This is a genomic window from Streptomyces hiroshimensis (assembly GCF_014650335.1).
GTDB classification, from domain to species: domain Bacteria; phylum Actinomycetota; class Actinomycetes; order Streptomycetales; family Streptomycetaceae; genus Streptomyces; species Streptomyces hiroshimensis.
This window is the reverse complement of sequence record NZ_BMUT01000012.1, coordinates 274,081-287,722: the sequence shown is the minus strand read 5'-3', so window position 1 is coordinate 287,722 and position 13,642 is coordinate 274,081. Positions and strand designations below refer to the sequence as shown.

Here is a 13,642-nt window from a genome sequence, read left to right as displayed (position 1 = left end):
GCCCCGTGTACGGGACCGCTGTCGCCTCCAGCCTACGGACCGCTACGCGACGAGGCGGAAGCCGGGCCGACCGGCCCAGGCCCGCAGGAACTCCGCCGTGCCGAACACGGCCGGGTACGGCCCGTTCGCCCTGGCGACGATGCCGGGCAGCCCGGCGACGTCCGGCACCTGGTCCTGCCGCAGCTCGGCGCTCGCCACCCCGCCGATCGCGTCCATGAGGCGGGCCGTCAGCAGCGCTGCGGCAAGGTGGTCGACGGGGCTGCCGCACAGGGCGACGACGTCGACGGCGTGCGTCGGGGTGAACCCGATCAGGGACGCCGGGCCGGGCTCACCGGGCTCCCGCGCGTGCTCGGCCTCGAAGAGGTCCTCGTCGCCGACGCCGGGCCCCATCAGGGAGACCACGAACGGCCTGACGCCCTCTCCGCCCGCACCGGAACGGGGACCGGGAATCCCGAGTCGCTCGACGGGCACACCGATCCCGAACTCCCCGGGCCGCTCCTCCTCGCACCCGTCCGACAGTGCAAGTACTTCCTCCCGAAGCCGCTCCACCAGCACGCCCGGCGCCGTTCCGGCCAATTCGATCACCACTACGGGTCCGCTCATGGCAGACATCCTTTACCGATCGGTCCCGTCACCCCGCGGCACGTTGGCCCAGCAGCTCCGTCAGCCCGCCCGCGCGGGCCAGGCCCTCCAGTTCGTCCAGGGCCGCGCAGGCCCGGCGTGCTGCTGACGGGTCGCGGTCCTGCAGGCCGCTCTCCTCGAATTCGTCCTCGTCCAGGCGGAGGATCGTGGTGCCGTCCGCCGAGATCCACAGGTCGAGGTCCAGGTCGGTGGAGACGATGCCGTCCGGGGTGATGCGGGCGGGGCGGGTGATGTCGCAGTACCAGCCCTTCAGGGTGCCGTCGGCGGTGCGTACTTCCTTGACGGCGTACCAGCGGTCGCGCCAGTAGTGCTCGGTGAAGACGTCACCGTGCTCGAAGCGGACGAAGCCGAAGTCCCGGTCCGCCGGGGCCGCCCACGGCGCGCGCACGACGGCGTGGGTGCCGTCGTCGCGCACGACGACCGCGGGGTAGCCGATACCGGACCGGGACTCCTTGACCAGGGTGACCGTCACGTCATCTCCGGCCTGCAGAACAGTGTTCGAGGCGCTCATGAAGGTTGAGGCTTCCTCATGAGCGGCGCCGGGGCCAGCGGTTTTAGCCGATGACGGACGCGCAGGTGGTCGGGGTGGCGTGCTCCGGGTCGAGCGCGTTGGCGACCTCGTGCGCGACGACGCGGTCGACGGTGCCGATCGCGATGTGCTCGGAGAAGTCCACGGCACAGAGGTCCTGGAGCAGGACGTTGCGCACGTCGGGCCCGGTCAGGTAGCCGGAGGTGTACGGCGTGACGACCTCGTCGTACTTGGTCGCGATGACCGTGTAGCGGACGCCCGGCACGGTGTCGGGGACGGAGTTCATCTTCTTGAGGTAATCGGAGCCGATCGCCTGGTCGGTGAGGCCGGGGGTCAGGCCGCCGATCGCGTTGCGGGCTCCGGGGATCTTGTCCATCAGGGTGACCAGGCCCGACAGCGTCGTGCCGTGGTTGTTGGGGGCGATGCCGGTGAGGGAGTTCACCTTGTCCTTGCCGCCCAGGAAGTTGAGGTAGTAGCGCGGCATCGCGCCGCCCTGGGAGTGGCCGACGATGTCCACCTTGTCGGCACCGGTGGCGGAGCGGACCTTGTCGACGTACGCGGAGAGCTCCTCGGCCGACTTCGCGATCGGGCCGAGCCCGTAGAAGAGCGGCACGCCGGGCAGCTTGCCGTAGTCGAGGGAGAAGACGCAGTAGCCGCGGTTCTTCAGGTAGGGCGCGAGGACGAGCCAGTTGTCCACGGAGTTGCCGAGGGTGCCGTGTGCGAGGACGACGGGGCGCGGGTGGGCGGCCGACGGCTTGCAGGAGTAGTCGTTCCAGCCGCTGCCGACGGTCCCGCCGGCGGCCTCGCCGGCGACGGAAGCGGCACGGGAATCGTGAGACGAAGCGGCCGCGGCCGCGGGGGTGGTGAGGGCACCGGCCGAGAGGGCGAGGGCCAGGGCGGGGAGCAGGGTACGCATGGGTCTCCAGGGCAGCTTCACATGAACTCCTCGCAGGTAGGGCCTGGTGGGGGGTGGTCACAGGAATGGGCACACGGAGGCCCGGAAACGTAGTCGCGCTGAAAGAGCGTTAACTTACGTGCGAGTAAGAATGCGTGGCACTCCTTGATCGGTCAAGGAATCCGACATGTGCTCTTTATATGGACGACGTTGTTCCGTAACAAGCTCAGGCCACGGCTCGCCTGGTCAGCGCCGCCGCCGGCCCCGCCGCGGCCGGCCCGAAGCGGGCCCGCGCCCGGTCGACGGCCGCCTCGATCCGGCGCGCCTTCTCGTCGGCGGGGTCGAACGACAGCTGGTGCGCGGCCGGTCCGGCCTCGCCGAGGCCCTCCGCGCGCAGCGCCACGCTGCGGACCCGGGCGCGCTGCAGCCCGAGCCCGTCGTGCAGTGCGTACGCGGCCGAGGTCAGCGCGGGGGTGTGCGCGGTCGGCTCGGTGAAGGTCCGGGTGCGGGTGGTCGCCGAGCCGTCCGCGTAGCGCACGGTGAGGGTCAGCCCCCGGGCGACCCGGCCGCTCTCCCGCAGCCGTCCGCCCAGCCCGTCGGCGAGCGTGAGCAGGGCGCGGCGGCGCCGCCCGGCGTCCAGTTCGTCCCTGCCGAAGCGGTGTTCCGCGGCCGTCGAGCGGGCCCGCGCGCCCGGGGTGACGGGGGTCGGGTCGATGCCGCGCGCCCGCTCGTGCAGCCGCTGCCCGGTCGCGGGCCCCAGGATCCGCTGCAGCGCGGGCAGCGGCGCGGCGGCGATCCGGCCGATGCTGTCGAGCCCGTACGAACACAGGGTGCGGGCGGTGGCCGGGCCCACGCCGTACAGGGCGGCGGCCGGTTTGCCCGCGAGGAACGCGGCCACCGCGGCCGGGTCCCCGGGCAGCGTGCGCACCGCGCCGGGCGGTCCGTCCTGCGCGGCCATCCGGGCCAGCATCGGGTTGCCCGCGATGCCGACCGTGCAGTCGGCTCCGTACCGGGCGAGGGCGCGTACCCGTACGAGTGCGGCGAGACCGGCGGGGCCCTGCCCGAAGTAGCGCGTGGCGCCGCGGACTTCCATGAGCGCGGCGTCCGGGGGGACGGCCTGGACGACGGGCGTCACCTCGGTGAGCAGCGCGAGGAGCCCGTCGTAGGCCTCTTCGCCGAGGGGCGCGCCCTCCTCTGCGTGGAAGTGGACGTAGAGCACGGTGGGCGGGCCGGCGGGGCCGGCCGGCCCGGTCGGCGGCGGGTCCGGCATCGCGGCGAGCCGCGCGCGGGCGTTCATCCCGCGCTCCCCGGGCTCGCGTGCCACAGCTTGCGGCCCGTGGCCGCGCCTTCGCCCGCGGGCCGGAGGTCGGCCCAGGGGTGCATGGCGTAGCCGGTGGACATGCGGATGCGCCGGTCCGGGCCCGCGGGCCCGGCCGCGGAAGCCACCGGGTGCGCCAGCACGGAGGCCACCGCCTCCAGGCCCCCTTCCGCGCGGAGCCTGGTCAGCTGCGCGAGGTCCCACGCCGCCGCGCCCACCACGCTCAGGCTGCGCGGCCCGCGGCGCTGGACGACGCCGCGGACGAGCAGCAGCCAGGAGTGGAAGAGGGTGTGCGCGCAGGCGGGGTGGCTGTCGTCGAAGAAGGCGCAGTCGACCAGGCCCGTACCGTCGTCGAGGGTGGTGAAGATGACGCGGCGGCCGGAGCGGACCGGCGGCGTCTGGGTGGCGGCCTTGGCGCCCGCGACCAGGACGGTCTCGCCGTGCCGGGCGCTCTGCAGCCGCCGGGCGGGCATCGCCCCCAGCTCGGCGAGGAACGTCCGGTGGTCGGCCATCAGGTGGCGCGAGGCGTCCATGCCGAGCACGCTCAGCTCGGCGTCCAGGCGCTCGGCCGCGTCGAGGTCGGGCAGGCCGATGGGCTCGGCCCGGGCGTCGTCGATCAGCGTGGGCTGGGCCGCGGCGCCGCGGCGCTGTCCCCGCGTCCCGTGGTGCAGTTCGGCGATGTGCAGCAGCAGGTCGCGGCGGTTGGTGCCGAAGGCGTCCAGCGCGCCGACGCGGGCGAGGCGTTCGGCTACGGGCCGGCCGGGGCGGGCGCGGTGCCACAGGTCGGGGAGGGAGGTGTACGGGCGGCCGGCCGTGATGCGTCCGGTCTCGGCCGCGGTGATGCCCTGCACGTCGGAGAGGGCCAGGCGGAGTCCCCACACGGCATCGCCGGACCCCTTCCCATCGGACACCAGTTCGATCGAATAGGCCGCACCCGAACGGTTCACGTCCAGCGGCAGGATCGGTACGCCGCGCCGCCGCGCGTCCGCGAGCAGCAGCCGCTTGGGGTACATCCCCGGGTCGTGGGTGAGCAACCCGGCGTAGAAGGCGGCCGGGTGATGGGCTTTCAGCCACGCCGACTGATAGGTCGGCACGGCGAACGCGACGGCGTGCGCCTTGCAGAAGCCGTAGCTGCCGAACGCCTCCACGATCTCCCAGGTACGGCGCACGGCGTCGGGCCGGTGGCCGAGTTTCGCCGCCTCCTCCGCGAACCAGGCGCGCACCCGGCCCACCAGCTGCGGATCGGACAGCGCGCGGCGCGTCTCGTCCGCGAGGTGCCGGTCGCAGCCGGTCATGACGTGCAGGATCTCGATGATCTGCTCGTGGAAGACGACCACGCCGCAGGTCTCGCGCAGCGCGTCCGCAAGCGCCGGGTCCGGGTAGCGCACGGGCGCGCGGCCGTGCCGGGCCGCGATGAAGGGCCGCACCATGTCGGCCGCGACCGGGCCCGGCCGGAAGAGGGAGATGTCGACCACGAGGTCGTGGAAGGTGGACGGCTGGAGCCGCCCGACGAGGTCGCGCTGGCCCGGCGACTCGATCTGGAAGCAGCCGAGCGTCTCGGTGGACCGGATCAGCTCGTACGTACGGCGGTCGCCCGGCGGCACCTGCCCGGGGTCGTCGAGATCGATGCGGCGCCCGGTGGCCCGTTCGATCTCGGTCACCGCGTGCGCCATCGCGGACTGCATCCGCACGCCCAGCACGTCGAGTTTGAGCAGCCCGAGCTCCTCCACGTCGTCCTTGTCGAACTGCGCCATGGGGAAGCCCTCGCCGCTGGTCGGCACGACGGGCGTACGGGCGCGCAGGCTCGCGTCGGAGAGCAGGACCCCGCACGGGTGCATGGCGATGCCGCGCGGCAGCCCGTCCAGCGCCTCGACCAGCTCCCACAGCCGGCCGTGGTCCTCCGCGGCGACCCCGCGCAGCTCGGGCAGCTCGGCCAGGGCCGCGCGGGCGTCGCGGGCGCGGATGTGCGGGAACGCCTTGGCGAGCCGGTCCACCTCGGCCGGGTCCTTGCCGAGGGCCGTGCCCACGTCCCGGATCGCGTGCCGGATCCGGTAGGTCTCGGGCATGGCGACGGTCGCGACCCGGTCCGCGCCGAAGCGGTCGAAGATCGCGCGGTAGACGTCCAGGCGGCGTGCGGACTCCACGTCGATGTCGATGTCGGGCAGCGCCTTGCGGTGGGCGGACAGGAAGCGCTCCATCAGCAGGCCGTGCTCGACCGGGTCGGCGTGCGCGATGCCGAGCAGGTGGTTGACCAGGGAGCCCGCGCCGGAGCCGCGGGCGGCGACCCGGATGCCGAGGGCGCGGGTGTCGTCCACGACCCGGGCGACGGTGAGGAAGTACGAGGCGAGGTTGCGTCCGGCGATGATCGCCAGCTCATCCTCCAGCCGCCGCCGGTAGCGGGGCTTCCGGTCGTATCCGCGCAGCACCATGCCCGCCGTGCAGCGGGAGCGCAGCACACGGTCGGCGGTGCGGCGCCCGGCGCCGACCAGGTGCGCCTCGGGGAAGTGGACCTTGCCGAGCCCCAGGTCGTCCTCGGGGTCGACCAGGCACGCGGCGGCGGTCTCCTCGGTCGTGGCGAGCAGCCGGCGGGCCGCGTCCCGGCGGAGGCCCGCGGCCTCGGCGATCCGCTCGGCGAGGGCGGCCATGTTGCCGGGTCCCTTGAGCCAGCGCTCGCCGCTGTCGAGGGCCCCGGGCCTGCGGGGGTCGATCGGGACCAGCCGGCGGGCCGCGTCCAGGACGTCGGCGACGGGGCCCTGCCCGGGGTCGGCGTAGCGCACGGCGTTGCTGAGGACGGCGGGGACGCCCTGCTCCGCGGCGAAGCCGAGGGTGCGGGCGGCGAGCCGCAGGGAGCCGGGGCCGGTGCCGGTGCGGCCGTGCCACACGGTCTCCAGGCGCAGGGCGTCACCGAACATTTCGCGCCAGGGTGCGAGCAGCCGGGCGGCCCGGTCGGGGCGGCCCGCGGCGAGCGCGCGGCCGGGCCCGGAGCCGGGGCCCAGGAGGACGTGGAGGGGGGTGCGGACGCCGGGGGCGGCGGCCGCGAGGTCGCCGAGGGAGAGCTCGGGGCGGGCGGCATGCGCGGCGGCACCTGCGTGCGTCGCATGGGCCGCGGAGACCAGCCCGCACAGGGCGGCCCAGCCGTGCGCGCCGTCCCGGGCGAGGAAGACCGCGCGGGGCGCGGACTCGTCGACGAAGGCGCCGCCGCGTACGGGGGTGCGCTGCCGTGCGGACGGCTGCTGCGGCTCTTCCCGCACGGCCAGGTTCACGCCGAACACCGGGCGCACCCCGGCCTTGGCGCTCGCCCTGGCGAACCGAACCGCTCCGGCGAGGGTGTCGCGGTCGGTGAGGGCGACGGCTTCCATGCCGCGCTCGGCGGCGCGCTCGGCCAGCTGCTCGGGGTGTGCGGCGCCGTACCGCATCGAGAAGCCCGACGCGGTGTGCAGATGCGTGAACCCCGTAGATCCCACGGATCCCACACCTCCTGCTGCCGCTGTCACCCCCTGGCCGAAAACCGCCCCCTCTCTATCCACCATAAACCACACTCTCGAACATTCGTACGAACGCGTCGTGCGGCGGTCGTACGGCGAGTGCTCCCGATCACCCGTACGGCCCGCGCCGCCTGCACAGGCGCCCCGCACCCCGCAGGCTCGGGACATGCCCTCCTTCGTCCAGGAACTGCGGAGCGCGGTGACCGGCCGGGCCGCGGTCCTGGTGATCGGCGCCCTGGTGCTCCAGCTCGCCTTCATCGCCTCCTACGTCGGCGCCTTCCACAGCCCCCGGCCCAAGGACGTCGCCCTCGGCGTCGTCGCCCCGCAGCAGATCACCGGGCAGCTGGTGCAGCGGCTGGGCGGACTGCCGGGCGGCCCGCTGGACCCGCGTGCGGTGGACGGCGGCGAAGCGGCGGCCGTCGCGAAGATCCGCGAACGCGACCTCGACGCCGCGCTCGTCGTCGACCCGCGCGGCACCACCGACACGCTCCTCGTCGCCGGCGGCGCGGGCGCCTCCCTCGCCCAGGCCACCGAAGCGGTGCTCACCCGTGCCGAGGCGGTGGAGGGCCGCAAGGTGCGGACCAAGGACGTCGCGCCCTCCGCGGCCGGCGACGCCCGCGGCCTGACCTCGTTCTACCTGGTGGTCGGCTGGTGCGTGGGCGGCTACCTGTGCGCCGCGATCCTCGCCATCAGCGCGGGCGCCCGGCCCGCCAACCCTCACCGGGCCGTCATCCGGCTCGGCGCCCTCGCCCTCTACGCGGCCGCCGCCGGCCTGTTCGGAGCCGTCATCGCGGGCCCGGTCCTGGATGCGCTGCCCGGCGGCATCCTCGGGCTGTGGGGCCTGGGGGCCCTGGTGGTCTTCGCCGTCGGGGCGACGACGCTCGCCCTCCAGGGCCTCGCGGGAATCGTCGGCATCGGCCTGGCCATCGCGATCGTGGTCGTCCTCGGCAACCCGAGCGCAGGCGGCGCCTACCCGTATCCCCTGCTGCCCCCTTTCTGGAACGCCATCGGACCGGCCCTCCCCCCAGGCGCCGGCACCTGGTCCGCCCGCTCCCTCGCCTACTTCCACGGCAACGGCCTGACGGGCCCGCTGCTGGTCCTGTCGGCGTGGGCGGTGGCGGGGACGGTCGTGACGATGGTGTGCGCGGGGATGCGGAGGCGGGGGCGCGAGGGGGACGCGTAAGCGGGGCAGGGCTCAGCCGGGCAGCAGGGTAGTTCAGCCGAGCAGGGGGACTCAGCCGAGCAGGAGAAGGCGGCGCGGGGCCAGGGAGAGCGCGGCCACGCCGAGGGCCGCAGCCGCCGCCGCACCGACGTAGACCCAGGCTTGCCGTAGACCGGCAAGGACACCGTTCCGGCGAGCAGGTAGCCGGAGAAGAGCCAGGAGAAGTACGAGAATCCGCCGAGGTCGGCGACGATCTGCGGAACGGCCGTGGCCACCACCGTGCTGTCCAGGGCCGTCAGTGCCGTCGCCGTCATCAGGGCGACGGCGACGGCACGGCGGCCGGGCGGTGCGGCACTGTCGTCCGCCGTCCGCCGTCCGCCGTCCGCCGTCCGCCGTCCGCCGCGGGCTCGCGGTGCGGGGCTTCCCGGGGTCGTTCGGTTGGGGATGGTGGAGCCACAGTCCCCCGATGTGGGCTCCGCGTAGCGATCCCCGGCGTCTTGCCGCGAAAACGGCGGTCTTCCGAGCGGCCGGTGGGAACGTTCCCCGCGTCGTCTGCGGACTTGATGCCGCGATGAACTCCGGGCGGTTGGCGCGTCGAACTCAAGGCAGCGTAACCGGTGTTGAGCAGGGGGGCCTGTGGAATGTGTCACGGGGGATCATGATTGACACGGCTGAACAAGATCGGCTGTGCTCTCAATGAGATCCCCACGCGCCCCGCCTTGACGGAGCGCCCGGCGTGTGCCCGGCGCCGGGCGCGGCGCGCCGGTCTTGCGTGGCTCCGGCGCGGCCGTGGACGAACCGGAGCGGGGGTCCGTGCGGACGGGCTGCCGGGGCTGCCGGGCCAGTGCCCTGTGCAGGCCGCCGGGGAGTTTATGCGAGTACGTGACTGGCCCGCTGATTCGTCTTGCCCAGGAGAGCCGTCGTTCGTAGCTTGCTGACGACTGCAACCGGAGGGGATCACGTGAAGCTGACCATGATTGCCGGGGGCCCGTGCAGTAGCGGCGACGACAAATGCGGCAACGGCGACTGTCCGACTGTGTTCGCCACGGACCGGTCGGGCATGCTCGCGGTGCAGGGGTATGACGTGGAGCATCTGACGCCCGAGGGCGAGTCGGTCGTCATGATCCCTGAAGACGTTCTGAGGGAGGCTGCCCGTGCCCGTGGATGGCTATGAACCTGTGCTCTTGGACGGGGAGGAGTGGCAGTCGTACTTCCGGGACTTCAAGCACTCTGCGTTCCGCCTGGAAGTGCATCAGGTCTACACCATGCCTGCGGAAGCCGAAACGGTCCGCAGCTTCCTCGCTCATGAGCCCATGCCGGAGGGCTTCAACGGGCCCTGGCATCAAACCATCCGGGACCATGCTGCGGCGGGCCGCGGCATGGCGCGGGCCAAGGTCGTCCGTAGACCGCTCACGGACTACAGCCGGTACCTGTTCGAGTGGTGCATCCCTGGCAACGTCGAGGCCGGGGAGGACTATCGGATCGTGGATCTGACGGCTAGGCCCAATCCTGGCCTGCCCGAGCAGGATTTCTGGCTGTTCGACGAGACGGCCGTGGTCCACCTCAACTACCGGCCGGACGGGACCCAGATCAACCGGGAGCTGATCCGGTCACCCGACATCGGTCAGTACCTCGCATGGCGTGACCTCGCCCTGGAAAATTCAGTTCCATTCCGTGACTATCGAGCCTGAACGCCAAGCAAGAGAGCGAAGGGACCTCGCGGAGGCGCTACGGGGCCTCCGCGAGGCGGCCGGTCTGAGCGGTGAACGCCTTGCCGTGCGCTGCAATATGAGCCAGACGAAGATCAGCCGAATAGAGACCGGCCGGGCGTTGCCGACCGTCATCGATGTCCAGCGAATCCTTACGGCTCTCGATGTGCCCGCGGAAGTCGCGGACGAACTGCTGAGGCTGGCGCGCAGGGCGAATGTCGACTACGCCTCCTGGCGCGCCTACGCCCGCGTCGGCCTGTACCGGAAACAGGCCGAACTGAAGGCGCTGGAATCAACGTCCCGGGTGATGCGGCACTTTCTTCCCGCTATCCCTACGGGGCTGTTGCATGTCCGGCAATACGCAGAGCAGACACTCTCGAAGACGGTGAACAGCGACCCCGCCAGGGATGTGGCCAGAGCTGTTCAGGCCCGTATGGACCGCCAGGCCGTCCTGGACGATCAGTCGCGTACCTTCACGTTCCTGCTCACGGAGCAGGCGGTGAGGTGGCGCAGGGCAGACCGTGAGGTCATGGCGGCACAGTGCGCGCACATGGCCGAGGTGTCCCGGAAGCCGAACGTGGAGCTTGCGGTCATTCCCCAGGCGGCCCAGGTCCCGGGCACGCCCATGAACATCTTTGTGATCTATGACGAACGGCTTGTCACCGTCGAACTGTTCTCGGGCGAGGTCGTATTGCGCGATCCCCGAGACATCTCTCATCACGTGGAACTGTTCGAGCTGTTTCTCGGATGTGCCCTCACGGGAGCGGATGCGACAGCATTTCTCAAGGAGGCCGCCGAGGACTTCATGCGTCTACGTGACTAGGGGTTCTCGTGAGTCGCAGGACGTAGAAACATGGTCGAAGAACGCGGACATCGGAAACGCCCGACGTGGTGTCCGCCCCGACCATCAGGAAGGTTCTCCATGACTGACCTGTACTTTCTGCCGCTCGAAGGCACCCGATTCGCGAAGGCGTGCGGGGGCAACACCCACCCGGACGGTGAATCGTGTGTGACCCTCGCCCGCATCGGTGAGGACGCTTACGCCCTCGGCGACAGTAAGAGGCCCGACGTGGCCCCGCTGAGGTTCACCGCCGCCGAACTCGACGCCGCGGGCATCAACCCGGCTCGCTTCGGCCTCTCGGCCTGACCGGCCGCTCACCGACCGGCGGCCTCTGCCCTCCGGGGAGGGCGGGGGCCGCCTCCGACTGTGCTGACGCTGAACGGTAGAGCCCTTGCACTTCCACGGGTATTTCTGGGCCGGTGACAAATCTGTGCACGACAAGGAGAGCTTCCGGCGCCCTCCGTCATCCGTCGAGCCCGCCTCCACAAGCCCTCCCGATGTCGTCCAGCGGTACCGGGAAGCCGTGTCGGAGTGGCGGGTGACGGGAGTTCCGCCGATGCAGACGGCTCACTGGCTCATGAAGCCGGCCGGGCTCGTACGCGGAACCTGGGACGCCCCCAAGGAGGCGGCGGCGTGGCTCGGCGACCGTCTGGTGGAACACACACCCCGGTTCGCCTCGAAGGCCGACAGGGACGCTACGCGGCTGGCCGTTCTCGTGGCTGCTGCCGCCGAACGCCTGGGCTGGGGCGGAGACGTCTCCCACGGCTTCTATCTGGAACGGCCGGTGTTCCTGTCGCTCGCCCTGGTGACATGCTCTCCGAACCGTGCGGTCCCGGATCAGCCGTGCCCGGACGGAAATCATCCGGCTCGGCGGTAGTGCGCGGCGGATAAGTGACCCGAGGGATCGGTCTCCTCACGCGCATGCTGGTCCAAGCCGCCATGGAGCGGGACTCAGCCTGGCAGGTCTGTCCCTTTCACATGGGACACGAAAGCGGCCCACGCCCCGGCCGGGAGGGCCAGAGCGGGGCCCTGGGGGTTCTTGCTGTCGCGGACGGAGACGATGCCGGTGGCGTCGTCCGCTATCTGTATGCAGTCACCCTGGTGACCGCTGTAACTGCTCTTACGCCACGAGGTGTTGCCGGAAGCCGTGTTGTGCCGGTCCTGGTGCCTCACTCGAGATCCTTTACAACGCGCGCAATGAGGTCGCGCGACGATGTCGCATCGAGCGCTGCCGCGCAAATGTGCTCGAACAGCCGACTGTAGGTCACGAGGTCGGACTTCCGTTCCAGCTGGATGCTACTCGTGTGCGACTCGGTGTACACGACGTCGAGATCGCTCCGGAGGGGGAACTGAAGGATCACGAACGGTCCCGTCAATCCGGCGTGCGCCCCTGCAGTGAACGGAAGCACTTGGAGGGTGAGGTGAGGTTCTTCGGAGGTTGCCAGCAGGCGGCGCAGCTGCTGTGTCATGGCTGGTGCGCCGCCAATTACTCGACGCAGTGATGCTTCATCGAGGACCACCCACAGGTTGAGCGGATCGCTGCGGCGGAGTACGGCGTTCTGCCGGGCCAACCGGACGCTCACCAGGGCGTCGATCGATTCCGGGGACAGGTCCGGCTGAAGTGCGCCGATCACCGCGCGGGCATAGCCGGGCGTCTGCAGCGTCGTTGGGGGAAGTGAGCGACGGTGGGTGGCCCCGCTATGCGCGGGGCCGCCCGCGGCCCGCGAGCGTCGTGAAGGCCCACGACAGCATCGCCAGCGCCGCCGGTATCACCAGCAGCCTCCCCGAGAAGGCCAGCACGCCCGCCGTGAGCAGGGAGCTGGCGATCGCCGCGTACCACAGCCACGTTCCGCGGGGGAGGAGGGCCAGCGCCGAGAGGAGGCCCGCCAGGGTGACCGAGGCCAGGCACGTCGACGTCGCGCGCATCAGGCCGTCCAGGTCCGTCGCGCCCAGGCAGGCGACCGTGCCGACGGCGGCGCAGGCCACCGCCAGCGCCGCCAGGCTGCGCCGCGGAACCTCGCCCGTGCCGCCCCCGCGGGCCAGCCACCGCGGGGCGGCGCCGTCGCGGCCGAGGGCGGCGCCCAGCCGGGAGGCGCCCGCGAGGTAGGTGTTGACCGCGCCGAAGGTCAGGAACAGGGCCGCCACCGCGGCGATCGGCCGGGCGGCCGTGCCCGCGCTCCGGGCGAGCAGGTCGGTCAGCGGGGTCTCCGTGCCGGCGGCGGCCGGGCCGAGGGCTCCGATCGTCGTCACGGCGAGGCCGAGATAGAGGACGGAGACGGCCGCCAGGGTGTACACCGTCACCCTCGGCAGGTCGCGGGCCGGGTTCGCGAACTCGCCCGACAGGTGGCTGGCCGCCTCCCAGCCCGCGAAGGCGAAGAACAGCACCCCCGCCGCCGAGCCCACCGAGCCCCAGCCGTGCGGCATGAACGGGGTGAAGTGCGCGGACGTCATGTGCGGCGCCGCCGCGACCGCGGCGCCCAGCAGCACCGCCGCCAGCAGGGCGACGAGCAGCAGCTGCACCCGCCCGGACAGGTGCAGGCCGACGCAGTTGGCCGCGAACGACGCCGCGATGACCACGGCCCCGACCGCCGCGGCCGCCGCCTGCCCCCAGCCCAGCGCGCCGGCCACGTACTGACCGCCGATGAGGGCGGCCGCCACCACGCCGATCGGCACGGCCCCGTAGAACCACCAGCCGACCGCCGCCGCGGCCCGCGGCCCGGCGGCCCGGTGCACGAAGGTCGCCACGCCGCCGCCGTCCGGGAACCGGGCGCCCAGCGCGGCGAACGAGAGCGCCACCGGCACGCTCGTCACGAGCAGGACCAGCCAGGCCAGGATCGAGGCCGGGCCGGCCGCGTCGGCGGCGAGGGCGGGCAGGGCCAGGACGCCGGGGCCGAGGACGGCGCCGGCGCACAGGGCGGTACCGCTGCCGATGTCCAGCCGCCGAACGGACGGCCGGGAAGGAGCGGGAGCGTGGGTGGTTCGTACGGTCACGGGGGGTGAAGTTAGCCGGACCAGTAGCGAGAAAGCGCAGCCGCCGAACGAAATTCGGTGCGTGCGGCAT

General features: G+C 72.4%; 13 protein-coding genes and 2 pseudogenes. 6 read left to right on the top strand and 9 right to left on the bottom strand.

The features are described from left to right. Nucleotides 1-42: 42 nt before the first annotated feature. The 5 genes from IE241_RS26455 to IE241_RS26435 all read right to left on the bottom strand — a co-directional run bounded on the left by IE241_RS26455 (nucleotide 43) and on the right by IE241_RS26435 (nucleotide 6,800). Nucleotides 43-603 carry a DUF6368 family protein gene (locus tag IE241_RS26455; RefSeq protein ID WP_190024324.1) on the bottom strand — a complete coding sequence of 187 codons (561 nt, stop codon included), beginning with the start codon at nucleotides 601-603 and terminating at the stop codon, nucleotides 43-45. A 28-nt stretch (nucleotides 604-631) separates the two neighbouring features. After that, nucleotides 632-1,153, bottom strand: a complete 522-nt coding sequence (locus tag IE241_RS26450; RefSeq protein WP_190024323.1) for a ribonuclease FAU-1 family protein — start codon at nucleotides 1,151-1,153, stop codon at nucleotides 632-634. A gap of 43 nt (nucleotides 1,154-1,196) precedes the next feature. After that, nucleotides 1,197-2,087: an esterase/lipase family protein gene (locus IE241_RS26445; protein WP_190024322.1), complete on the bottom strand. Its 891-nt coding sequence runs from the start codon at nucleotides 2,085-2,087 to the stop codon at nucleotides 1,197-1,199. Nucleotides 2,088-2,292: 205 nt separating this feature from the next. Continuing rightward, nucleotides 2,293-3,363 carry a DNA polymerase Y family protein gene (locus IE241_RS26440; RefSeq protein ID WP_373300766.1) on the bottom strand — a complete coding sequence of 357 codons (1,071 nt, stop codon included), beginning with the start codon at nucleotides 3,361-3,363 and terminating at the stop codon, nucleotides 2,293-2,295. Then, a complete protein-coding gene (locus tag IE241_RS26435; RefSeq protein ID WP_229899840.1) occupies nucleotides 3,360-6,800 on the bottom strand; it encodes a DNA polymerase III subunit alpha in 3,441 nt (1,146 codons plus the stop codon). The genes IE241_RS26440 and IE241_RS26435 overlap by 4 nt, the downstream gene beginning before the upstream one ends. Before the next feature lie 235 nt (nucleotides 6,801-7,035). On the opposite strand from IE241_RS26435, the gene IE241_RS26430 reads away from it, so the two are divergent. Continuing rightward, a complete protein-coding gene (locus IE241_RS26430; protein ID WP_190024320.1) occupies nucleotides 7,036-8,052 on the top strand; it encodes a YhgE/Pip domain-containing protein in 1,017 nt (338 codons plus the stop codon). Nucleotides 8,053-8,168: 116 nt separating this feature from the next. On the opposite strand, the pseudogene IE241_RS35100 reads toward IE241_RS26430, so the two are convergent. After that, nucleotides 8,169-8,477: pseudogene (locus tag IE241_RS35100) on the bottom strand (MFS transporter); the annotation flags it as partial. A gap of 515 nt (nucleotides 8,478-8,992) precedes the next feature. Here IE241_RS35100 and IE241_RS26425 point away from each other — a divergent pair. The 5 genes from IE241_RS26425 (at nucleotide 8,993) to IE241_RS26405 (ending at nucleotide 11,458) form a co-directional block, all read left to right on the top strand. Then, complete coding sequence (locus tag IE241_RS26425) at nucleotides 8,993-9,205, top strand: hypothetical protein (protein ID WP_373300765.1); 213 nt, start codon at nucleotides 8,993-8,995, stop codon at nucleotides 9,203-9,205. Next, a complete protein-coding gene (locus IE241_RS26420) occupies nucleotides 9,192-9,722 on the top strand; it encodes a DUF6879 family protein (protein ID WP_373300763.1) in 531 nt (176 codons plus the stop codon). Before IE241_RS26425 ends, IE241_RS26420 begins: the two co-directional genes overlap by 14 nt. Continuing rightward, nucleotides 9,706-10,563: a helix-turn-helix domain-containing protein gene (locus IE241_RS26415; RefSeq protein WP_229899823.1), complete on the top strand. Its 858-nt coding sequence runs from the start codon at nucleotides 9,706-9,708 to the stop codon at nucleotides 10,561-10,563. The genes IE241_RS26420 and IE241_RS26415 overlap by 17 nt, the downstream gene beginning before the upstream one ends. A gap of 99 nt (nucleotides 10,564-10,662) precedes the next feature. After that, entirely contained in the window at nucleotides 10,663-10,887 is a 225-nt protein-coding gene (locus tag IE241_RS26410; RefSeq protein WP_190024319.1) for a DUF397 domain-containing protein, read from the top strand. 250 nt (nucleotides 10,888-11,137) lie between these two features. After that, a complete protein-coding gene (locus IE241_RS26405) occupies nucleotides 11,138-11,458 on the top strand; it encodes a hypothetical protein (RefSeq protein WP_373300762.1) in 321 nt (106 codons plus the stop codon). A gap of 74 nt (nucleotides 11,459-11,532) precedes the next feature. Here IE241_RS26405 and IE241_RS26400 read toward each other — a convergent pair whose 3' ends face one another. From IE241_RS26400 to IE241_RS26390, 3 genes and pseudogenes are all read right to left on the bottom strand, one after another. Then, a complete protein-coding gene (locus IE241_RS26400; RefSeq protein ID WP_190024317.1) occupies nucleotides 11,533-11,754 on the bottom strand; it encodes a DUF397 domain-containing protein in 222 nt (73 codons plus the stop codon). Beyond that, nucleotides 11,751-12,257 (bottom strand): annotated as a pseudogene (locus IE241_RS26395) (DUF5753 domain-containing protein); the annotation flags it as partial. The pseudogene IE241_RS26395 and the gene IE241_RS26400, both read right to left, overlap by 4 nt. Before the next feature lie 22 nt (nucleotides 12,258-12,279). Beyond that, nucleotides 12,280-13,572, bottom strand: coding sequence for an APC family permease (locus IE241_RS26390; protein WP_190024315.1), 1,293 nt, complete (start codon nucleotides 13,570-13,572; stop codon nucleotides 12,280-12,282). Nucleotides 13,573-13,642 lie beyond the last annotated feature (70 nt).

Coding starts and splice junctions, on each gene's coding strand:
- IE241_RS26430 (WP_190024320.1), top strand. CDS start 7,036: ATGCCCTCCTTCGTCCAGGAACTGCGGAGCGCGGTGACCGGCCGGGCC.
- IE241_RS26455 (WP_190024324.1), bottom strand. CDS start 603: ATGAGCGGACCCGTAGTGGTGATCGAATTGGCCGGAACGGCGCCGGGC.
- IE241_RS26440 (WP_373300766.1), bottom strand. CDS start 3,363: ATGAACGCCCGCGCGCGGCTCGCCGCGATGCCGGACCCGCCGCCGACC.
- IE241_RS26435 (WP_229899840.1), bottom strand. CDS start 6,800: ATGCGGTACGGCGCCGCACACCCCGAGCAGCTGGCCGAGCGCGCCGCC.
- IE241_RS26405 (WP_373300762.1), top strand. CDS start 11,138: ATGCAGACGGCTCACTGGCTCATGAAGCCGGCCGGGCTCGTACGCGGA.
- IE241_RS26450 (WP_190024323.1), bottom strand. CDS start 1,153: ATGAGCGCCTCGAACACTGTTCTGCAGGCCGGAGATGACGTGACGGTC.
- IE241_RS26445 (WP_190024322.1), bottom strand. CDS start 2,087: ATGCGTACCCTGCTCCCCGCCCTGGCCCTCGCCCTCTCGGCCGGTGCC.
- IE241_RS26410 (WP_190024319.1), top strand. CDS start 10,663: ATGACTGACCTGTACTTTCTGCCGCTCGAAGGCACCCGATTCGCGAAG.